The 21,438-nt window shown below is 66.3% G+C and carries 16 protein-coding genes and 1 tRNA gene; 15 read left to right on the top strand and 2 right to left on the bottom strand.

The features are described from left to right. Positions 1 to 5 precede the first annotated feature (5 nt). The 3 genes from ACQKIE_RS02115 to ACQKIE_RS02125 all read left to right on the top strand — a co-directional run bounded on the left by ACQKIE_RS02115 (position 6) and on the right by ACQKIE_RS02125 (position 1,584). Positions 6 to 82, top strand: a tRNA-Met gene (locus tag ACQKIE_RS02115). Between the two features lie 53 nt (positions 83 to 135). Further along, positions 136 to 1,047 (top strand): SulP family inorganic anion transporter, encoded by a 912-nt coding sequence (locus tag ACQKIE_RS02120; protein ID WP_427455285.1) that lies wholly within the window; start codon positions 136 to 138, stop codon positions 1,045 to 1,047. A 75-nt stretch (positions 1,048 to 1,122) separates the two neighbouring features. After that, positions 1,123 to 1,584: a YccF domain-containing protein gene (locus ACQKIE_RS02125; protein WP_427455286.1), complete on the top strand. Its 462-nt coding sequence runs from the start codon at positions 1,123 to 1,125 to the stop codon at positions 1,582 to 1,584. A 66-nt stretch (positions 1,585 to 1,650) separates the two neighbouring features. On the opposite strand, the gene ACQKIE_RS02130 is transcribed toward ACQKIE_RS02125, so the two are convergent. Then, on the bottom strand, positions 1,651 to 3,507 hold the full coding sequence (locus ACQKIE_RS02130) for a glycoside hydrolase family 35 protein (protein ID WP_427455287.1): 1,857 nt from the start codon (positions 3,505 to 3,507) through the stop codon (positions 1,651 to 1,653). Between the two features lie 408 nt (positions 3,508 to 3,915). Between ACQKIE_RS02130 and ACQKIE_RS02135 the strand changes: the two genes are divergently transcribed. From ACQKIE_RS02135 to ACQKIE_RS02150, 4 genes are all read left to right on the top strand, one after another. Beyond that, positions 3,916 to 6,411 carry a protease pro-enzyme activation domain-containing protein gene (locus tag ACQKIE_RS02135; RefSeq protein WP_427455288.1) on the top strand — a complete coding sequence of 832 codons (2,496 nt, stop codon included), beginning with the start codon at positions 3,916 to 3,918 and terminating at the stop codon, positions 6,409 to 6,411. Between the two features lie 183 nt (positions 6,412 to 6,594). Next, positions 6,595 to 7,158 carry an isochorismatase family protein gene (locus ACQKIE_RS02140; protein ID WP_427455289.1) on the top strand — a complete coding sequence of 188 codons (564 nt, stop codon included), beginning with the start codon at positions 6,595 to 6,597 and terminating at the stop codon, positions 7,156 to 7,158. After that, positions 7,158 to 8,153 (top strand): GlxA family transcriptional regulator, encoded by a 996-nt coding sequence (locus ACQKIE_RS02145; RefSeq protein WP_427455290.1) that lies wholly within the window; start codon positions 7,158 to 7,160, stop codon positions 8,151 to 8,153. Before ACQKIE_RS02140 ends, ACQKIE_RS02145 begins: the two co-directional genes overlap by 1 nt. Before the next feature lie 10 nt (positions 8,154 to 8,163). Beyond that, positions 8,164 to 8,718, top strand: coding sequence for a 2'-5' RNA ligase family protein (locus ACQKIE_RS02150; RefSeq protein ID WP_427455291.1), 555 nt, complete (start codon positions 8,164 to 8,166; stop codon positions 8,716 to 8,718). Here ACQKIE_RS02150 and ACQKIE_RS02155 read toward each other — a convergent pair. After that, the gene (locus ACQKIE_RS02155; protein WP_427455292.1) at positions 8,704 to 9,348 is read right to left on the bottom strand and encodes a GIY-YIG nuclease family protein; all 645 of its coding nucleotides are present in this window, start codon (positions 9,346 to 9,348) and stop codon (positions 8,704 to 8,706) included. The genes ACQKIE_RS02150 and ACQKIE_RS02155 overlap by 15 nt on opposite strands. A 365-nt stretch (positions 9,349 to 9,713) precedes the next feature. On the opposite strand from ACQKIE_RS02155, the gene rimP reads away from it, so the two are divergent. The 8 genes from rimP to ACQKIE_RS02195 all read left to right on the top strand — a co-directional run bounded on the left by rimP (position 9,714) and on the right by ACQKIE_RS02195 (position 21,358). Further along, entirely contained in the window at positions 9,714 to 10,259 is a 546-nt protein-coding gene (rimP, locus tag ACQKIE_RS02160; protein WP_427456779.1) for a ribosome maturation factor RimP, read from the top strand. A gap of 45 nt (positions 10,260 to 10,304) precedes the next feature. Then, complete coding sequence (nusA, locus tag ACQKIE_RS02165) at positions 10,305 to 11,819, top strand: transcription termination factor NusA (protein WP_427455294.1); 1,515 nt, start codon at positions 10,305 to 10,307, stop codon at positions 11,817 to 11,819. Between the two features lie 133 nt (positions 11,820 to 11,952). Next, positions 11,953 to 14,817, top strand: coding sequence for a translation initiation factor IF-2 (gene infB / locus ACQKIE_RS02170; protein ID WP_427455296.1), 2,865 nt, complete (start codon positions 11,953 to 11,955; stop codon positions 14,815 to 14,817). Positions 14,818 to 14,900: 83 nt separating this feature from the next. Then, positions 14,901 to 15,275 (top strand): 30S ribosome-binding factor RbfA, encoded by a 375-nt coding sequence (gene rbfA, locus ACQKIE_RS02175; RefSeq protein ID WP_427455298.1) that lies wholly within the window; start codon positions 14,901 to 14,903, stop codon positions 15,273 to 15,275. 39 nt (positions 15,276 to 15,314) lie between these two features. Continuing rightward, positions 15,315 to 16,301 (top strand): tRNA pseudouridine(55) synthase TruB, encoded by a 987-nt coding sequence (truB, locus tag ACQKIE_RS02180; RefSeq protein WP_427455300.1) that lies wholly within the window; start codon positions 15,315 to 15,317, stop codon positions 16,299 to 16,301. Positions 16,302 to 16,444: 143 nt separating this feature from the next. Beyond that, on the top strand, positions 16,445 to 16,714 hold the full coding sequence (gene rpsO / locus ACQKIE_RS02185; protein ID WP_166698855.1) for a 30S ribosomal protein S15: 270 nt from the start codon (positions 16,445 to 16,447) through the stop codon (positions 16,712 to 16,714). Between the two features lie 30 nt (positions 16,715 to 16,744). Further along, positions 16,745 to 18,850 (top strand): polyribonucleotide nucleotidyltransferase, encoded by a 2,106-nt coding sequence (gene pnp, locus ACQKIE_RS02190; protein ID WP_427455303.1) that lies wholly within the window; start codon positions 16,745 to 16,747, stop codon positions 18,848 to 18,850. A 138-nt stretch (positions 18,851 to 18,988) separates the two neighbouring features. Then, positions 18,989 to 21,358, top strand: coding sequence for a glycoside hydrolase family 3 N-terminal domain-containing protein (locus ACQKIE_RS02195; protein WP_427455305.1), 2,370 nt, complete (start codon positions 18,989 to 18,991; stop codon positions 21,356 to 21,358). The last annotated feature ends 80 nt before the right edge of the window (positions 21,359 to 21,438 follow it).

Consider the following 21,438-nt stretch of genomic DNA (forward strand, 5'->3'; position numbering starts at 1 on the left):
TCTGATGCGGGGTGGAGCAGTCTGGCAGCTCGTCGGGCTCATAACCCGAAGGTCGTAGGTTCGAATCCTACCCCCGCTACCAGTTTTTCAAAGGCGCAAACCTCGGTTTGCGCCTTTTTCTTTTGTGGGGAATCCATGCCTCTTTCATCGCGCCTGGGCCGGGAGTGGTTCGGCAACATCCGTGGCGACATCCTGTCCGGTCTCGTCGTTGCGCTCGCACTGATTCCCGAGGCGATCGCTTTCTCGATCATCGCGGGCGTGGATCCGAAAGTGGGCCTTTACGCGTCGTTCTCGATGGCGGTCACCATCGCTTTCTTCGGCGGCAGGCCCGCGATGATCTCGGCGGCCACCGGTGCCATGGCCTTGCTTATGGTCGGCATGGTGAAGGAACACGGGCTGCAATACCTGTTCCTGACGACGATCGCGACGGGTGTGTTCCAACTGCTCATCGGTGCGTTGAAGCTGGGTTCGCTGATGCGCTTCGTGTCGCGGTCCGTGGTCACGGGCTTCGTCAACGCGCTGGCGATCCTGATCTTCATGGCGCAGTTGCCCGAGCTGATCGGGGTTTCCTGGCTGGTCTATCCGATGACGGCCGCGGGACTGGCGATCATTTACCTCTTTCCCCGCCTGACGCGAGCGATTCCGTCGCCGCTGGTGGCGATCATCGTCCTGACGATCGTCGCGGTGGTGTTCCATATGGACATCCATCGCGTCGGCGACATGGGTGCGTTGCCGGACTCGCTGCCGCACTTCCTCGTGCCGGATGTGCCGTGGACGTGGGAAACGGCGAAGATCGTGCTACCGACGGCAGCCGCGGAGCTCTTCGACTTCGCCGACGAGGACATCGGGACGATCCACCTGGATGTGAGTGGTGCGCACTTCTGGGACCTCACGGCAGTGGGGGCTCTGGACAAGGTCGTGCTGAAGTTCCGCCGCGCCGGCAAGACGGTGGCCGTGATCGGCCTCAACTCGGCGAGCGCGGAGCTCGTGGGCCGGCTGGGCACGCACCACCGGGAAGGTGCCGAGGTGGCGACCCACGCCCATTGAGCGGGAGGCCGACCGGCACATGCGATGCCGGCATGACCGCGTTACGTTTTCTTCGAACCCACAAGGAGTAGCGGCATGCGCATGATCGGAAACATCATCTGGTTCGTCTTCGGTGGCCTGGTGATGGGCCTCGGCTGGTGGCTCGCGGGGCTGCTCGCCCTGGTCACCATCGTCGGTATCCCCTGGGCGCGCTCCTGCTTCGTCATCGGCACGTTTGCCTTCTTCCCGTTCGGAAAGGAAGCCGTGGACCGCGAGCAGCTGTCCGGCCGGGGCGACATCGGCACCAGCGTCTTCGGCACGCTCGGCAACATCGTGTGGTTCGTCTTCGCCGGCCTCTGGCTGGCCATCGGCCACCTTTGCTCGGCCGTCGCGTGTTGCCTGACGATCATCGGCATCCCCTTCGGCATCCAGCACCTCAAGCTCGCCGGCATCGCGCTTGCACCGATCGGCAAGACCGTCGTCAGCAGCGACGTGGCCGACGCATCGCGCCGGTTCAACGCCGACGCGACGCTGCGCAGGATGCGCGGCGCCGCCTGATTCCCTCTCGAAGAGCGACCGGGTGCGTGGCCGGCGGCCCGTCACCCGGCTCCGCTTGCGGCGTTCCTACTTTCCGGCCATGGAGAACACGGGGTCCTTCAATCCGGCGACGGCGTGCGAGCCACCCCCCTGCATCTCGAGGATCACGACGTCGTTGGCGCCCTTGCGCAGCCACGACGGCGGTACGTAGAGCGTCTGCTGCGGGCCGATGCTCCAGAACCTGCCCAGATGGTGGCCGTTGATCCAGACGTTGCCTTTCTTCCACCCGCGCATGTCGAAGAAGCTGCCCCCCGCGACCTTCGCGAGGTCGAACGAGCCGTGCCAGAACGCCGGGCCTTGCGGCGTGTCGTTTTTCTTGAAGGAGAGACCGGATAGATCGTCCAACGGTAGCGGGTAGACGGACCAGTTCGTGAGGTCGAGGCCGTCGACCTGCACCGAGCTCGTGATGCCCTTGTTTTCGTCCGCCATGCCCGGATCGATGTTGACGCGGCCCATGTTTTCGACGAGCAGGTCCAGGGTGCTGCCCGCCTTCAGGTCCACGGGCAGTTCGTGTTCCTGCTTGCGGCGGTCGAGCGTGCCGAGTGGCTTTCCGTCGGACAGAACCGTGGCGTAGTCGTGCACGTCATTGACGTCCAGCTTGCCCTTGGCCGCCGCATCCAGCGTCTTCCGGTAAAGGATGAGGCCGTAGTTCTGGCCGAAGGACTCCATGCCGTGTGGCGTGACCGCCGTCTGCGCCTTGGAAAGACCCGGCAACGCATCGAGCAGGCTGACCGATTCGTGCAGCTCGAAACGGGGGATGGTCACCGTGGGCGACGAGGCCGGAACCGGGGGTAACGTTTCTCCCTTGGGCAGGTGCGCCGCGATCACCTTCCGGAATGCCGCGTACTTCGGCGTGAGGCGTCCCGCTTCGTCGATGGGCGAGTCGTAGTCGTAGCTGGTCGTCACGGGCAGGTAATGGCCGTCCTCGTTGTTCGCGCCATTCATCCAGCCGAAGTTTGTGCCGCCGTCGACCATGTAGAGGTTGAAGGAGACGTCGTGGTCGAGCATCCACGCCACGGCACCGGTGACTTCCGCCGTCGAGCGCGTGTTGTGCGCCTCGCTCCAACGGTCGTACCAGCCTGTCCAGTACTCGCCGGCCATGCGCGGCATGCCCTTCATCATGGATGCCGAGCGCTGGAACGCACGCTCCGTTTTCGTGGCATCACCCGTGAAGTTGATGACCGAGACCATGCCGGGCAGGGTGCCGCGACTCATCCAGGTCGGGCCGGGTCCATTGGACATGAAGAGCGGGAGGTCGAACCCGGCGTCGACCATCTGCTTGCGGATCGCTTCCATGTAGTCGCGATCGTTACCGACGTACCCGTATTCGTTCTCCACCTGCGCCATGAGGATGGGTCCGCCGCGGGTGCTCATCAGCGGTGCCAGTTCCTGCCCGAGGCGCTTGAACCACGCCGCGCTCGCCTTCAGGAAGCGCGGATCGTACGAGCGCACCCGGAGTCCGGGCGTGCGCAGCAGCCACGCAGGGAAACCGCCGAACTCCCACTCGGCACAGACGAAGGGGCCGGGACGAACGATGACGTTGAGGCCTTCTTCCTGCGCCGCGCGCACGAACGCCGCAATGTCGTTATTCCCGCTGAAGTCGAACTTGCCCGGCTCGGGCTCGCTGGCGTTCCAGAAGGCGTAGGTGGTGATGGTGTTGAGTCCCATCGCCCTGGCCTTGCGCAGGCGATCGTGCCAGTCCTCACGCGGGATCCGCGGATAGTGCATCTCGCCGGAGCGGATGACGTAGGGCTTACCGTCGAGGAGGAAGTGCCCGTCCTTTACCGCGAAGTGCGGCGGCGTGGACGCGAGGGCGGAGGTAGACAAGGCCGCCGAAGCGACGATGCAGGTGGACAGGAGCAGGCTCAGGCTCAGGCGCTTCACGACAGCCTCCACGTTGGGAAGCTTCCGAAGGTACATAGGCCGTGGCCCGCATCGCAAGGAGGCGCAACAACCTGCGACTTGGCCCTGCGTCGCGGATCCGTCTTTCTTCTCGACAAACGATGCTGCCGAATCTGCGTCCTCTTATTTTGCGTGGCGCGTCACGGACTTTCGTTCTTTCGTTCGTCGTTCACATCTTCCGAAAGCCCAGCGAAAGCTTGCGGCGCCATTGCTCGATGGACAGGGGGAGTAAGTGGCGGGAAGGGTGGGGCAGCGCAATTTCCTGCGAATCATGAAGCGACCGGCGCTTTCGTCGGTCGTTGGGGGACGGTGCCGCTCGACCAGAACGCCTGCAGTGTCAGGGCTTCCGCCTTGGCGGAAGCAATCTACGGGCTAATGGAAGGATCACTCATGAAGATCGATGCTTTTGCTTCTGGGATCTCTCGCAAGACGGTGTTGACGATGGCGATCGCGCTGGCGATGTCGTCCCTTTCCGCGCACGCGGAAGACGCCTGGGTATCCACGCGAACGCAAGCCGCCATGCTTCCCGTCGCGGGAACACCGTCGCTCGCCGCCGCGTCCACCACCGGATCGCCGGTGGCAACCGGGTACGCGCTTAACATGACCGGCTCCCCGCATATCGACGGCACGGCCGTCACCGCGCTGGCTGCCGACCATCCGCTGCACGTCGCGGTGAGCCTGAAGCTACGCAATCCTGACGAACTCCAGTCGTTCCTCGCCGCCGTCACGACGCCGGGCAACAAGCTATACGGCAAGTTCCTCACGCCGGAGCAGTTCAAGGCACGCTTTGCGCCCACGCAGGCGCAGGTCGACGCGGTGGTGGCACACCTGCAGCGTGCCGGTTTCGGAAATATCGAGGTGGCGGCAAACAACCTCCTGGTGTCGGCGGACGGCAACGTCGGCGCCGCGGCCAACGGCTTCCATACCTCGATCAAGCGCTTCAACGCCAACGGTCGCGAGTACTTCGCGAACGACACGCCAGCGTTGGTGCCCGCCGCACTGGGCGACGCCGTGCAATCGGTGCTCGGCCTGCAGAACGTATCGGTGAAGCATCCGCTGAACCACGTGTACAAGCCCGAGGACGTCACCGTGCCGGGCTCGAGCATGAGCACCCAGGCCGCCGCAGCCGTGGCGGCCCATCATCCGCAGGACTTCGCCGCGATCTACGGCGGCAGCAGCGTGCCCACGGCGAGCGGCACGACGGTCGGCATCATCACCTGGGGGTCGATCACGCAGACGGTGACCGACCTCAACAGCTTCACCTCCAGCGCCGGCCTGCCGACGGTGAACTCGACGATCACCAAGGTCGGTAGCGGCACTTTCGCCAACGACCCGGACTCGAATGGGGAATGGTCGCTCGACAGCCAGGACATCGTGGGTATCGCGGGTGCCGTACAACACCTGATTTTCTACACCTCGGCGAATGGCGATTCGAACTCCAGCGGGATCACGAACGCGGGCATCACCGCCACCTTCAACCGTGCGGTCACGGACAACCAGGCGAAGCTGATCAACGTCTCGCTGGGTGAAGACGAAATGGCCGCCGAGCAGTCCGGTACCCAGGCGGCCGACGACGCGATCTTCCAACAGGCCGTCGCGCAGGGACAGACGTTCTCCGTGGCCGCGGGCGATGCCGGTGTCTACCAGTGGTCCGCTGATCCGCAGACCGGTTCGCCCGGTTACGTCGCCAATTCGGCTGGCACGGTGAAAATCGACCTCACCCATTATTCGGTGAGCGAGCCGGCGAGTTCGCCGTACGTGATCCAGGTGGGCGGCACGACGCTTTCCACCAGCGGCACGGCGTGGACCGGCGAGACCGTGTGGAACGAGGGCCTCGCGGCCATCTCGCCGCCCACGTACAACAACCAGCGCCTGTGGGCCACCGGCGGCGGCACCAGCCTGTACGAGGTCGCGCCGTCGTGGCAGTCGTCGGTGAGCAGTTCGACGAAGCGCGTCGGACCCGACGTTTCCTTCGACGCTGCCTCGTCGTCCGGTGCGCTCATCGTCGTGAACGGGCAAACGGAGCAAGTCGGCGGTACCAGCCTGGCCTCGCCGCTGTTCGTGGGCGCCTTTGCGCGCATCGAATCGGCGGCGAACAACGCCATCGGCTTCCCGGCGTCGAAGTTCTACCAGGCGTTCCCGACGCAGGCCTCGCTGTTGCACGACGTCACGTCGGGCAACAACGGTTACCAGGGCCACGGTTACACCGCGTCCAGCGGGTACGATGAAGCAACCGGTTTCGGCAGCTTCAATATCGGCGCCCTGAACACCTACGCGCAGGCCAACTGGGTCAGCGGCGGTGGCGGTGGCAACGCCGCCCCGGTCGCCAACTTCAGCGCGGTGACCAGTGGGCTCACCGCGACCTTCACCGACAGCTCGTCGGATAGCGACGGAACCATTGCCTCGCGCGCGTGGACCTTCGGCGACGGCGCGACGTCCACCGCCACGAATCCGAGCCACACTTACGCGTCCGCCGGTACCTATACGGTGAGCGAGAAGGTGACCGACAACGGCGGCTCGAGCAACACCAAGACGTCGTCCGTCACGGTGAGTTCGGGAGGCGGTGGCGGTGGCAACGTGCTGCAGAACGGCGTGGCCGTGACGGGGTTGTCGGCGGCGAGGAACGCGCAGCTGACCTACACGGTGACGGTCCCGTCCGGGGCGCAGAACCTGAAGATCGCGATCTCCGGTGGCACCGGTGACGCGGACCTGTACGTGCGGGCCGGTGCCGCCCCGACGCTGTGGACCTACGATTGCCGGCCTTATGTCACCGGCAATACGGAGAGCTGCACGGCCACGGCACCGACGCCGGGCACGTATTACGTGATGCTCAATGCGTATGCGGCGTTCTCAGGCGTGACGTTGAAGGCGACCTGGACCAACTGATCCAGGTTGGGTGGAGAGGGGGCGTCGGTTCGCGAGGACCGGCGCCTTTTCATTCGTTGAGGTGGCGATGGAATGCTCCCGGTCCGCGCATGGCGTGAATTGTCCGCTCGACGTCCCGCCCCGGCCTGTCGCACTTGCCTTGTCGGGAGGAAACTGTGCTCAATACCTAGCGAGGAGCCCGCCATGTCCCATGCCGATACCGTCCTGATCGTCATCGATGCCCAGGAATCCTTTCGCCGTCGCCCGTACTGGCGCGACGAGGGCGCGGCAGCTTACATCGACCGCCAGCACGCGCTCGTCGATGGCGCCGGGAAAGCGGGCATCCCCGTCGTGCAGGTCTTCCACGTGGAAGACGAGGGGGTTTTCTCCGAAGCCTCCGGTTTCGTCACCGCGCTGGCCCCGCTGCGCATCGAGGCCAACGCCGTCTTCCGCAAGCGTCGCCATAGCGCCCTCGTGGGTTCCGGCCTCGATGTCTGGCTGACCGAACGCGGCGTTCGCCGGCTGATCGTCTCGGGTATCCGCACGGAGCAATGCTGCGAGACGACCACGCGACATGCCTCGGACCTCGGTTACACGGTCGACTTCGTTAGCGAGGCCACGTTGACCTTCCCGATGACCGACGCGGCCGGACGCGAATGGAGCGCCGGCGACATCCGCGCCCGCACCGAACTCGTGCTGGCCGATCGCTTCGCCCGTATCGCCACGGTCGAACAAGCCTTGTCGGCCAGTCTGCGCGCCGCGGCCTGATGCCTGCGACCGCACCACGCCGGATCCCGGTGTACGTGGTGCTGCCACCGCGTGTGCTCCTGCTCGATGTCGCCGGTCCGATGGAGGTGCTGCGCAAGGCCAACCTGGAACAGCGTGAGGTGCACTTCGAGGTCGCTTATGTGGGCCCCTTCCGTAAGGTGGGCAGTTCCATCGGCCTCGGCATCTCGTCCATTGCGCCGCTGCCGGCGCGTCTGCCCGACGGCGCGATGGTCGTCGTACCCGGCCATGCCGATGTGCCGGAGGGTGAACCTGTCACCTCCCCGGAGCAAGACGAAAACGGGCAGACGGCGATCGTCGCCTGGCTGCGCAAGGCGGTGCGCCCGGGTATCCGTGTCCTCTCGATTTGCTCGGGCGCGTTGCTCGTTGGCCGGGCAGGGCTGCTCGACGGTCACGAGTGCACGACGCACCACGGCTGCGTCGACGAGCTCGCACGCGAGGCACCGGCGGCACGTGTCCGCGAGAATCGCCTCTACGTCGAGGACGGCGAACGCCTGACGAGCGCGGGCATCACGGCCGGCATCGACCTGATGCTCCACGTGGTGGCCGGGCTCGCAGGACCGGCGATCGCACTGGCCGTCGCGCGGTACCTCGTGATCTACCTGCGCCGTGCCGGGGGCGACCCACAGATATCCCCGTGGCTGGAAGGCCGAAACCACCTGCATGCCGCCATCCACCGGGCTCAGGACGCCGTTACGGCCGATCCGGCGCACGACTGGACGGTGACGTCGCTGGCGCGGGTCGCGGCGTCCAGCCCGCGCAACCTCTCGCGGCTGTTCAACGAGCACGCCGGCATGAGCGTCACCGATTACGTGAATCGCATGCGCGTGGCCCTGGCGCGGGAGCTGCTGACGGGGTCCCGGCTGGACGTGGAAGCGGTGGCCGAGCGGGCGGGTTTCGGCTCCGCTCGTCAGTGGCGCCGTGCCTGGTCCCGATGGAACGAATTTCCTCCTAGCAGGATGCGCACATCGGTATAAGCTCGGCAGCATGAGCCGCACGCTGCTGGCACTCATGGTCCCCGAGGCCGAACCTCTGGTCGGCGACCTGCGTGCGCGCCTCGATCCGGCCGCCAAGCTGGGCCTCGGCGCCCATATCACCCTGGTTTATCCGTTCCTCGACAGCGAGCGCATCACGCCCGCCGTGGCGGACCGCCTGCGGACCGTGGTGGCGGCCCGCCAGCCCTTGGCCTTCCGGCTGGATGCGGTACGTATGTTCCCATCCACCGTGTGGCTCGCACCGTCGCCCACCGCGGCGATCGGATTGCTCGCCGCGGCGTTGCAGCTGGCCTTTCCGGAGCGGCCGCGGAGGGATCGCGAATTCCCGGACTACGTCCCCCATGTGTCGGTGGCGAGGGACGTGCGGCGAGATCGCGAAGCCATCGCGGGTGCCCTGGAGGAGCGGCTGCACGCCAACGGTCCCGTGGCCTGCGTGGCGCGGCACGTTCACGTGATGGAGCGCGCTGCGGAAGGTTGGCGGACGCTGCTGATCGCCGGGTTGGGTGGTGCGGACGGAGGGGCGGATCCGCTCCTACAGCGAGCCTGACGCGTCGAAGAGCCGGCGGTGCTCGCCGTGCTCGTACCAGTGCGCCACGGACGCCGGTACCAGCGCATGCACGTCGATGCCCGCAGCCTCGAACATCGCCCATGTATCGAGCAGGGCGCGTCGCAGGCGGTCCGTACCCGGATCGTCAGGTGCGTTGTTCCTGGCCCAGTCGAGCGTGTCCACGATACGCAGCGACCAGTCGTGGAGCAGATCGGCTCTCGCCATCAGGTGCTCATGGAGCCAGGGGCGCAGTCCGTCGTGCAGGCGCAGGGCTTCGTCCTGCGCGATGCGTCTCAACGCGGCTGCGATCCCGACGTGAGCGCCCCGATACCACTCGGTGTGCCCGCCGGCGGTGGCGGGGACGACCAGGGGCGCCGTGGCGTGGTAGTCGGGGAAAGCCTCGATCAGCCGCCGCTCGATGCGGCGGGCGGCCGCGACGCGTTCGGCGTCGACCAGCAAGCCGCGATCGAGGTCGAAAAACTCGTAAAAGCGCCGGTGCAGGGTGCTGAACCGGGTGAAAGGGTCGCGGGAAAAGCCCAGCTTCAAAAGGTCCTCGTCGCGGCAGGGCACGACGTAGACGAAGGCGCGGCCTCGGGTGGCGAAACGGGGGTAGGGGACTTCTTCCGTCATCGGGGCAGTATCGTTAGGCCGCGTCTCAACAACGTGGACGCTAAGGAAGCCTTGCTCCCCACCGGCCCACCTCGCCGAACTTGCGCGAAGCCACGAAAATACGATAGAATCCGTGAATCTTAAGCGGCGTTCGTGGCAGGCTGAGGCCTGCGGCAAGTGCCACTTCAGGAACTTTCTTTTTACAAGAAAGCCTCCTCGTGAGGCTTTTTTGTTGGGCGCACGGAGGCGTCCTGCGACACACTGTGAGCGCCGTCAAGGCATCGCGTAAGGCGCTGGAAGAGAGTGTCGGGATACATCGGCGACGAAAGGAATGGGCCGTTCGCGCCCTTTTTTTGTTTCTGGCGACTGGAAAAACCGCAGGCAACGTGGATACCAACGCACTTTCACAGCGATTCTCCGACATCGTGGCCGAACTCGGCCTCGAGGTCCTGGGCATGGATTTCGCCCCGTCCGACGGGCAGCAGACCCTGCGCGTCTACCTGGACGTGCTCGGTCCCGAGCGCGAGCGTCGCGAAGCGGCAGAACTGCCGGTCGACGTGACGGTGGAGGACTGCGAGGCCGCGAGCCGCGAGTTCTCGGCCTTCCTGGACGTTGAAGATCCGATCCCCGGCAACTATGTACTGGAAGTCTCCTCTCCCGGCATCGACCGCCCCCTGTTCACGGCGGCGCAGTTCGCGCGCGTGCACGGCCAGGAAGTCAAGGTGCTGCTGAAGGCCCCCATCGAGGGTCGCAGGCGCCTCAAGGGCAACGTCGTTGAAGTAAACGGCGAGCACATTGTGGTCGAGGGCGAGGCTGGCAGATTCGAATTCGAGCATGCGGACGTCGAAAGCGCCCGCGTGGTTCCCGACTGGGTGGCTCTTGGCTATGCGCCGCGGCCGAAGCCCACGCCGGGCGGCAAGAAACCCAAATAACGAAACGACGGGGTGCCGCGGGGCATCCTTACGGGAGTAGCGGCAATGAGCAAAGAACTTTTGCTGGTAGTCGACGCGGTCGCCAACGAGAAGGGCGTACCGCGCGAAGTCATTTTCGAAGCCATGGAAGCGGCGCTGGCCTCGGCCGCCAAGAAGCGCTACCCCGATGAGGATCCGGACATCCGGGTCGAGATCGACCGCAACACGGGCGATTACGAAACCTTCCGTCGCTGGGAAATCATCGCGGACGACGGCGAGATGGAAGATCCCTCCTTCCAGATCCGCCTGATGGACGCGCAGGACGAAGCGGGTGAGGACGAAGTCGCCGAAGTCGGCGGCTGGATCGAGCACCAGATCGAAAACGCGGAGTTCGGTCGCATCGCCGCGCAGGCCGCGAAGCAGGTGATCGTGCAGCGCGTTCGCGAGGCCGAGCGCCAGCAGGTGGTCGATGCCTTCCGCGATCGCGTGGGCGAACTGGTCACCGGCATCGTCAAGCGCGTCGAGCGCGGCAACGTCTACCTCGACCTGGGCAGCAATGCCGAGGCCTTCATTCCGCGCGACAAGACGATTCCCCGTGAGTCGGCCCGCGTGGGCGACCGCGTGCGCGGTTACCTCTACGAGGTGAAGTCGGAAATTCGTGGCCCGCAGCTGTTCGTGTCGCGCAGCGCGCCGGAATTCATGATCGAGCTGTTCAAGCTCGAGGTGCCGGAAGTCGGCCAGGGCCTCGTCGAGATCAAGGGCTGCGCCCGCGATCCGGGCGATCGCGCCAAGATCGCCGTCGTGGCCCACGACAGCCGCACCGATCCCATCGGCGCGTGTATCGGTATGCGCGGTTCGCGCGTGCAGGCGGTGTCGAACGAGCTCAATGGCGAGCGCGTCGACATCATCCTGTGGCACGAGAACCAGGCCCAGTACGTCATCAATGCGATGGCGCCGGCCGAAGTGCAGTCGATCATCATGGATGAAGAGAAGCACTCGATGGACATCGCGGTCGCCGAGGACAAACTGTCCCAGGCCATCGGCCGCGGCGGCCAGAACGTGCGCCTCGCCAGCAAGCTCACCGGCTGGCAGCTCAACGTGATGACGCAGGACCAGGTCACCGCGAAGTCCGAAGCCGAGCAGCAGGCGGCGCTCAACCTGTTCATGGAACGCCTGGAAGTCGACCAGGAAATCGCAGGCATCCTCGTCCAGGAGGGTTTCTCCTCCGTCGAGGAAATCGCGTACGTGCCCAGCGCCGAGCTGCTGGCGATCGAAGGCTTCGACGAGGACATCGTCGAGGAGCTTCGCGCCCGCGCCCGCGACGCACTGCTGACCGAGGCCCTCGCGGTCGAGGAAGGCATCGACGAAAACGGCCCTTCCGCCGAACTGCTCGAGCTGGAAGGCATGGACGAATCCACCGCCTTCGCGCTCGCGGAGCGCAACGTGAAGACGCTCGACGACCTGGGTGACCTCGCCGTCGACGAGCTGATCGATATCGAAGGCATGACCGAGGAACGCGCATCGCAGCTGATCATGGCCGCGCGCGCTCCGATGATCGCCCGGATGGAGAATGGCGGCTAAGCGCGGGTCCGGAAGCGCCCTGGAGGGGCGCCCCGAGGGAAGCCGCAAGGTTTCCCCCCAAGGATGGAGGCAGCCGTACGGGTCATCGACGGCACGTAAGGTTACGCGCGGGAACGGCGGAGAATAAAGAACGATGTCGGACGTCACTATCAAACAACTGGCCCAGGTCCTGGAGATGCCAGTCGAGAAGCTCCTCGGGCAACTCGACCAGGCCGGGATGAAATTCAACAACGCGGACCAGGTCATCAGCAGCACCGAAAAGGTGAAACTGCTCGGTTTCCTGCGCCGCACGCACGGCAAGAACGAACCCGCTGCCGAAGCGGATGACTCGGCTCCGCGCCAGATCACCCTGAAGCGCCGCACCGTCGGCGAGCTGAAGGTGAACTCGGGCAGCGGCCGTGGCGCCGGTCCGGCCAAGACGGTAAACGTCGAGGTCCGTGCGAAGCGCACCTACGTGAAGCGCAGTGCGATCGCCGAAGACGCCTCGCACGACGCCGAGCGCGAGGACGCCGCACGCAAGCTGGCTGAATCGCAGGCGCAGCGCGAGCATGAGGAAGCGCAGCGTCGCGAGGAAGCCGAGCGTCGCCGCGAGGCCGAAGAGGCCCGCCAGCACGCCGAGGCCGAAGCCCGTCGCCAGGAAGAGGCCGCCGCGGAGGCCCGCCGCCAGGCAGAAGAGGCGGCCGAACGCGCTCGCGCCGAGGAAACCCGGACGGACGCCCCCGTGGCTGCCGCCGCGCCCGAACCGGAGGCGCCGGCCCAGGCCGCCGCTGCCGACGACGGCATCGGTCACCAAACGGCGAAGCTGGATACCCGTTCGCTCGGCATGATCCTGCCGCGCATCCACGAGCCGCGTAAGCGCGAGCGCGTGGTGTCCAAGCCTGCTCCGCCCCCGCCGCCCGCCCCGGCGCCGGCTCCCGCCCCGGTGGCTTCCACGCCGGCGGCGCGTCCGGCTGCCCCGTCCGCCGCGCGTCCGGCACCGGCGTCCTCGCCGTCGTCGAACGATGCCCGCGGCGCGGCGCGTCCGAAGCATGGCGGCGGTGCAGGCGGCGGTCGCGGTAACGATCGCGAGCCGGGCGGCAAGCGTTTCGCCGCTGGCGAACTGCACCTGTCCGATGCCGATCGCGCGCGCCGCTCCAGCGGCAATCGTCGCGGCGGCAAGGTCAAGGGCCGTTCCGAAGCGCCACGCGGCGCGTCGTCCTCGGGTCCGCACGGCTTCACGCGTCCCACCGCCGCGGTGGTGCGCGATGTCGTGATCGGCGACAACAACCTCGTCACCGAACTCGCCCAGAAGATGGCCGTGAAGGGCGCCGAGGTGGTGAAGGCCCTGTTCAAGATGGGCGTCATGGCCACGATCAACCAGACGATCGACCACGACACCGCCGCCCTCGTGGTGGAGGAACTGGGCCACAACCCGGTGCGCGCCACCGACAACGACGCGGAGGCCGCGCTGGCTTCGCACACCCAGAATGTGGAACTGGAAGGCGAGAAGGTACAGCGCCCGCCGGTCGTCACGATCATGGGCCACGTCGACCACGGCAAGACCTCGCTGCTCGACTACATCCGTCGCACCAAGGTCGCTTCGGGCGAAGCGGGCGGCATCACGCAGCACATCGGCGCTTACCACGTCGAAACCAGCCGCGGCGTGGTGACCTTCCTCGACACCCCGGGCCATGCGGCGTTTACGTCGATGCGTGCCCGTGGCGCGCAGTCGACCGATATCGTGGTGCTGGTGGTTGCCGCCGACGACGGTGTCATGCCGCAGACGGCGGAAGCGGTGAAGCATGCGCGCGCCGCCAAGGTGCCGCTGATCGTCGCGATCAACAAGATGGACAAGTCCGACGCCAACCCGGACCACGTGAAGCAGGGCCTCGCGAACCTCGAAGTCATCCCGGAAGACTGGGGCGGCGACACGCAGTTCGTACCCGTGTCGGCCAAGACCGGCGACGGCATCGAGACGCTGCTCGACGCGATCTCGATCCAGGCGGAAGTCATGGAGCTCAAGGCGGTGGCCGACGGCCGCGCCTCGGGTGTGGTGATCGAGTCCAGCCTCGACCGCGGCCGTGGCCCGGTGGCGACGGTGCTGGTCCAGCAAGGCACCCTCAAGAAGGGCGACTTCGTGGTCTGCGGCATCGAGTACGGCCGCATGCGCGCCCTGGTCGACGAGACGGGCAAGCAGGTGAACGAAGCCGGCCCGTCCATTCCGGTGCAGGTGCTGGGTCTGTCCGGCGTGCCGGAATCGGGTGACGACTTCGTGGCGGTCGAGGACGAGCGTCTCGCTCGCCAGGTCGCCGCCGAGCGCCAGCAGAAGCGTCGCGAGAACCGCCTGGTCAGCAAGTCGAACCGCCTGGAAGACATCATGGCCCAGATGGGCCAGGGCGAAGGCCAGCAGACCCTCAACATCCTGGTCAAGGCCGATGTGCAGGGTTCGGTGGAAGCCTTGCGCGATTCGCTCACGCAGATCGGCAACGACCTGGTGAAGGTGAACGTGATCTCGTCCGGCGTGGGCGGCATCACCGAGTCGGAAGCGACGCTGGCGGCGGCCTCCAAGGCGCTGATCATCGGCTTCAACGTCCGTGCCGACGCGTCGGCGCGCAAGGTGATCGACACCAACGGCCTCGATGTCCGTTACTTCTCGATCATCTACGACGTCATCGACCAGGTGAAGCAGGCTGCTTCGGGCCTCCTCGGCATGGAAATCCGCGAGGAGATCATCGGTATCGCCCAGGTGCGCGACGTGTTCCGTTCGTCGAAGTTCGGCGCCGTGGCGGGTTGCATGGTCACCGAAGGCATCGTCAAGCGCTCCAAGCCGATCCGCGTGCTGCGCGACAACGTCGTGGTGTTCCAGGGCGAACTCGAATCGCTGCGCCGGTTCAAGGAGCTCGTCGACGAGGTCCGCAACGGCATGGAATGCGGTATCGCCGTGAAGCAGTACAACGACGTGAAGGTCGGCGACCAGATCGAGTGCTTCGAGCGCATCGAAGTCGCCCGTACGCTGTAACAGGAAGCACCGAGCCTCCCCGGTTGACGCCGGGGAGGCTTTGTTCGTTAGAGCATGGCTCTCTCATAAAGCTGGAGGCGGATATGCCGTCACGTGATTTCAAGCGCACCGACCGGGTGTCCGCCGAACTGCGCCGCGAGATCGGACTCCTCGTGCATGCCGCCGTGCGCGACCACGCGTTGCCGTCGGTCAGCGTGTCCGACGTGGAGACGACCAGGGACCTCGACTGGGCCACGGTGTGGGTGACCGCGCTGATGCCCGAGCAGGCCGCCACCGCGATGAAGGCGCTGAAGGAACTGGCGCCCGAGTTCCGCCGCAGCCTGTCGCGCTCGATGCGCCTGCGCCGCGTGCCGGAACTGAAGTTCAAGTACGACGAGTCGGTGGACGAAGGCGAGCGCATCGAGCGCCTGCTACGCGAAAACCCCGTCCCGCCGGCGGATGATTCCGCCGACAAGTAAGCCTGCCCATCTTCGGCAACAGAGTTCGTTTTGCCACTCATGACCCGCCGAACCTTCCGCGACATCCACGGCATCCTCCTCCTCGACAAGCCGCTGGGCCTGAGTTCGAACCAGGCCCTGCAGACGGCGCGTCGGCTGGTGGGCGCGGCGAAGGGCGGCCATACGGGCAGCCTCGATCCGCTGGCGACCGGGTTGCTGCCGCTTTGCTTCGGCGAGGCGACCAAGATCGCCGGCTGGCTGCTCGGTTCGCGCAAGGCCTACGAGGCGGAGGTGCGACTGGGGGCGACCACCACCACGGCCGACCTCGAGGGGGACGTGGTCGAGACGCGACCGGTACCCACACTGGACGAAGCGACGCTCGAAGCGGCCCTGGCGCCCCTGCGCGGGCATATCGTGCAGGTTCCCCCCGCGTATTCGGCCATCAAGCAGGACGGCGTCCCGCTCTACGTGAAGGCGCGTCGGGGCGACGTCGTGGACGTGCCCTCCCGTGAGGTGGATGTCTATCGCCTCGAAATCATCGAGCGTCGCGGCGACACCGTCCGGCTCCACGTCGAGTGCGGCTCGGGGACCTACGTACGTAGCCTGGCGGTCGACCTCGGCGAGAACCTTGGCTGCGGCGCCCATCTGACCGGGCTGCGACGGCTCTGGGTGGAGCCGTTCCTGGCGCCCGCCATGGTGACCCTGGACCAGCTGCGCGACGCGGCCGAGACCGGCCCCGATCCGCTCGACGCCTGCCTCCTGCCGGTCGAAGCGGGCCTGGCGCATATTCCCCGGGTGGATCTCGATCCGGAGCAGACCCGCGTGCTGGGCTTCGGCCAGCCGGTGCCGCTGGGGGAGGGGACGGCCCCCTGGCCCGTGGGGGCCGGCGATCCCGCCGCAGCCGGCCACGGCCCCGCCAGCCTCGACCGCCGCTGCGCCGCCTACGGTAGCGATGGACGGCTGATGGCCCTGGCCGAGGTGGACGAGGAGGGCGTCCTCCGGGTCGTTCGTGGGTTCAACCTGCCCCCCGGTGACGCCCTGGCCTGACCGGGCTTGTTGCCGCTACGCGCAGGACGTTACAATTACGTGCTCGTTTAACGGCTTTCATCAAAAGCGAGGCTTGCGCAACTTCATCGGGGGCCGTTGAGGTTGCGCAAGTCTCGCATCCGCTTTTTAAGGAATCGATACACATGTCGCTTACCGTCGAACAGACCAGCCAGATCATCAAAGACTACGGCCGCGCGCCCAACGACACGGGTTCCACCGAAGTCCAGGTCGCCCTGCTGTCCGCCAACATCACCGCGCTGCAGGACCATTTCCAGGCGCACAAGCAGGATCATCATTCGCGTCGCGGCCTGCTGAAGATGGTCAACAAGCGCAAGACGCTTCTGGCCTACCTCAAGAAGAGCGATCTCGCTCGCTACCAGACCCTGATCGAACGCCTCGGCCTGCGCCGCTAAACCACCGGAACAGGACGAGGAGAGATCGAAGTGGCGAAAGTAACCAAGTCATTCCAGTACGGTAGTCACGAAGTCACACTGGAGACGGGCGAAATCGCCCGGCAGGCCTCCGGTGCGGTCATGGTCAGCATGGGCGGCACCGTCGTCCTGGTCACGGTCGTCGCAGCCCCCAAGGCGCGCGAAGGCCAGGACTTCTTCCCGCTCACGGTCGACTACATGGAGAAGTTCTACTCCGCGGGTCGCATCCCCGGTGGCTTCTTCAAGCGCGAAGGCCGTCCGACCGAGAAGGAGACGCTCACCTCGCGCCTCATTGATCGCCCGCTCCGTCCGCTGTTCCCGGAAGAGTTCCGCAACGAGATCCAGGTCATCGCACAGGTCGTGTCGCTGAACCCGGAAGTCGACGGTGACATCCCGGCGCTGATCGGCGCCTCGGCCGCGATGACGCTCGCTGGCGTGCCCTTCAAGGGTCCCATCGGCGCCGCCCGCGTCGGTTACGCCAACGGCCAGTACATCCTGAACCCGACGGCGACCCAGCTGAAGACCTCCGATCTCGATCTCGTCGTCGCCGGCACGTCCAGCGCCGTGATGATGGTCGAGTCGGAAGCAAAGCTGCTCAGCGAAGACGTCATGCTCGGCGCGGTGGTCTTCGGCCACCAGCAGATGCAGGCCGCCATCGACACGATCAACGCCTTCGTCGCCGAAGCCGGCGCCAAGACGTTCAAGTGGGAAGCCCCGGTCGCCAAGACGGCGCTGTACGAGGCCGTCAAGGCCGCCGTCGGCACGCGCTTCGCCGAAGCCTTCCAGATCCGCGACAAGCTGGCCCGCCGCGACGTCATCGCCACGCTCAAGTCCGAAGTGAAGGCCGCGCTCGCCGCGCAGGCCGAAGCCAACGGCTGGACCGACGGCGATATCGGCGTCGCCTTCGGCGAGGTCGAGTACCGCACGCTGCGCGATGGCGTGCTGTCCACCAAGGTGCGCATCGACGGCCGCCAGCTCGACGACGTCCGCCCGATCTCGGTGCGCGTCGGCGTCCTGCCGCGCACGCACGGCTCCGCGCTGTTTACCCGCGGCGAGACGCAGGCCCTGGTCGTCGCCACCCTCGGTACCACCCGCGATTCGCAGATCATCGACGCGCCGGAAGGCGAGTGGAAGGACACGTTCCTGTTCCACTACAACTTCCCTCCGTTCTCGGTCGGCGAAACCGGTCGCGTCGGCAGCCCGAAGCGTCGCGAGATCGGCCACGGCCGTCTCGCCAAGCGCGGCGTGCAGGCCGTCAAGCCGACGATCGAAGAGTTCCCGTACGTGGTGCGCGTCGTCTCGGAAATCACCGAGTCGAACGGTTCGTCCTCGATGGCGTCGGTCTGCGGTTCGTCGCTCGCGATGATGGACGCCGGCGTGCCGCTGAAGGCAGCCGTTGCCGGTATCGCCATGGGCCTGGTCAAGGAAGGCAACGACTTCGTCGTGCTCTCCGACATCCTGGGTGACGAAGACCACCTCGGCGACATGGACTTCAAGGTCGCCGGTACCGCCGACGGCGTGTCCGCGCTGCAGATGGACATCAAGGTCGACGGCATCACCGAAGAGATCATGCGCACGGCGCTGGCCCAGGCCAAGCGCGGTCGTCTGCATATCCTCGGCGAAATGGCCAAGTGCATCACGGAAGCCCGCTCGGAAATGAGCGAGTTCGCGCCGCGCCTGCTGACGATCAAGATCCACCCGGACAAGATCCGCGAAGTGATCGGCAAGGGTGGCGCCACCATCCGCTCGATCACGGAAGAGACCGGCACCACGATCGACATCACCGACGACGGCAACGTCGTGATCGCCTCGGTGAACCGCGAAGCCGCCGAAGCCGCGCGCAAGCGCATCGAGCAGATCGTCTCGGACGTCGAGCCGGGTCGCATCTACGAAGGCAAGGTCGCCAAGCTGATGGACTTCGGCGCGTTCGTCACGATCATGCCGGGCAAGGACGGCCTCGTGCACGTCTCGCAGATTTCCAGCGAGCGCGTCGAGAAGGTCTCCGACAAGCTGAAGGAAGGCGACATCGTCAAGGTCAAGGTCCTGGAAGTCGACAAGCAGGGCCGCATCCGCCTGTCGATGAAGGCCGTCACCGAAGAAGAAAGCGCCGCGAGCTGATTCATCCGCTCACGCGTTGAGAGAAGACCCGGCGTCCAGGACGCCGGGTTTTTTTTCGCCCGCCTGGCGAAAGGCACGGGTTTACCTGCGCCTCTGTAAACGTTTACATTTCGTTTTCGTTCACGTCCCGGATATCGCATGCGTTCCTCGTTCCGTCGTCTGTCGTGCCCTCGCGCACTGTGCCTTGCCGTATCCCTGGTCCTTTCCGGCGTCGCCAGCGGCGCGCTCGCCGGTACGGCGCCCATGGTCCCCGCCGCGAACGCGCAGCTCGCGTCGCCGCAGATCGAGCAGAAGGTGGATGCGCTGCTGGCGCGTATGACCCTGGCGGAGAAGATCGGCCAGTTGGTCCAGTACGGCTCCGACGGCGCGCCCGGCGGCGATGGCGGTGAGACGGTCGGCGCCAACCCGGAAACGCGCACGCACGTCGACCCACTCGCCCTCGCACGCAAAGGCGAGTTGGGCTCGATGCTCAATGTGGTGGGGGCCGACAGGACGCGTCGTTTCCAGGAAGCCGCGTTGCGGAGCCGGCTGGGGATTCCGCTGCTGTTCGGCGCGGACATCATCCATGGATACCGCACCATCTACCCCGTACCGCTGGGCCTGTCGGCCACGTGGGATCCCGCGCTGGTGGAAGACGTGTCGCGCATGTCCGCGTCCGAGGCGACCACGGGCGGCGTGAAGTGGTTCTACTCGCCCATGGTCGACATCTCGCGCGATGCGCGTTGGGGCCGTTCCACGGAAGGCGCGGGCGAAGATGCGTACCTCGGCGCCGCGATGGCGCGTGCGTACATCCGCGGGTACCAGGGCAAGGACCTTGCCGACCCGGAAAGCGTGGCGGCATCGGTCAAGCATTTCGCGGCCTATGGTGCGGCCGAAGCGGGACGCGAATACAACACGACCGACATGTCGGACATTCGTCTGCGCCAGGTCTACCTGCCGCCGTACCGCGCGGCCGTGGAAGCCGGTGCCGCGACGATGATGAGCGCCTTCAACGCGCTCAATGGCGTGCCAGCCACGGCCAACACGTACCTCATGACGGACATCCTGCGTAAGGAATGGGGCTTCAACGGCTTCGTCGTGAGCGACTACACGGCCGTGATGGAACTGACCAACCACGGCGTCGCACTGGATCCCGCGACCGCGACTCGCAAGGCCCTGCAAGCCGGCGTGGAGGTGGACATGATGAGCCACTACTACGACACGCAGATTCCGCGGCTCCTTGCCGAGGGCCAGCTGTCCATGGCGACCGTGGATGAGGCCGTGCGCCGCGTGTTGCGCGTCAAGTTCGCGCTCGGACTTTTCGAGAACCCGTACGCCCGTGGCACCGAGGTGAACGACGCGGTGGAGGCCCATCGTCCCCTCGTCCGGCGCGCCGCGGAAGAGTCGTTCGTTCTGCTGAAGAACGGCGGGAACGGTTCACCGCCGGTCCTGCCGCTCGATGCGCGCGTGAAGAAACTGGCACTGATCGGCCCCCTGGCCGATGCTCCCGGCGAGATGCAGGGCGCATGGGGCGGCGCGCAGCACTTTCCCGATGTGGTCACCTTGCGCCGGAGCCTCGATGCTCGCATGAAGGCGCGAGGTGGGGAACTGGTCTATGCCGAGGGCACTGACGTCGAAACGACGTCGGAAGCGGGCTTTGACGAAGCGAAAAGGGCCGCTGCCGGGGCCGACGTCGTCGTCATGGCACTGGGCGAATCGTCGCGCATGAGCGGCGAAGCCGGATCGCGCGCGCACCTGGACCTTCCAGGGAACCAGCAGAAGCTGCTCGAAGACATCGTCGCCACCGGCAAGCCCGTGGTGCTCCTGGTGTTCTCGGGGAGGCCGCTGGTGCTCGACTGGGCCGACCGTCACGTGCCGTCGATCATGGCCGTGTGGTTTCCCGGCACCGAAGCAGGCAACGCGGTCGCCAATGTCTTGTTCGGCGATGTGGCGCCGAGCGGCAAGCTGACCATGAGCTTCCCGCGCGCGGTAGGTCAGGAGCCGCTTTACTACAACCAGTTCCCGACCGGCCGTCCGCCCGGCGACGCGGACCTCGGCACGCCGCCGGGCCGCGACACGACGTTCATTTCCCGCTACATCGACGCACCCAACGACGCGCTGTATCCGTTCGGCCATGGCCTCTCGTACACGACCTTCGGCTATTCGGACGTCCAGGTGTCGCGTACGCGCGTGCCGCTGGCGGAAGCGAACGACGCACGCGCGAAGAACGTGGTGACCGTGACCGCCACGGTGAGGAACACGGGCAAGCGCGCCGGTACGGAGGTAGTGCAGCTTTACGTGCGCAACCTTGGGGCCAGCGTGGAACAGCCAGTCCGCAGCCTCCAGGGTTTCCAGCGCATCGCGTTGAAGGCCGGCGAATCCCGCCGCGTGACCTTCCAGCTCGGCTTCCCGGAACTGTCGTTCTGGAATGCGAAGAGCGAGGAAGTGGTCGAGCCGACGCGGTACACGGTTTGGGTCGGCGGCAGTTCGAAGGCGGACCAGGCGGCGGACTTCGAAATCGCCCGATAGCGCGCCAGGAGCGACCGGAATGCGAGAGCTGCGGTGGCAAGCTGTTGTGGGAGGTGCGCTGGCGCGCGAACGGGACTTGC

Source organism: Luteibacter sp. NPDC031894 (assembly GCF_050273135.1).
In the GTDB taxonomy this organism is placed as follows: Bacteria; Pseudomonadota; Gammaproteobacteria; order Xanthomonadales; family Rhodanobacteraceae; genus Luteibacter.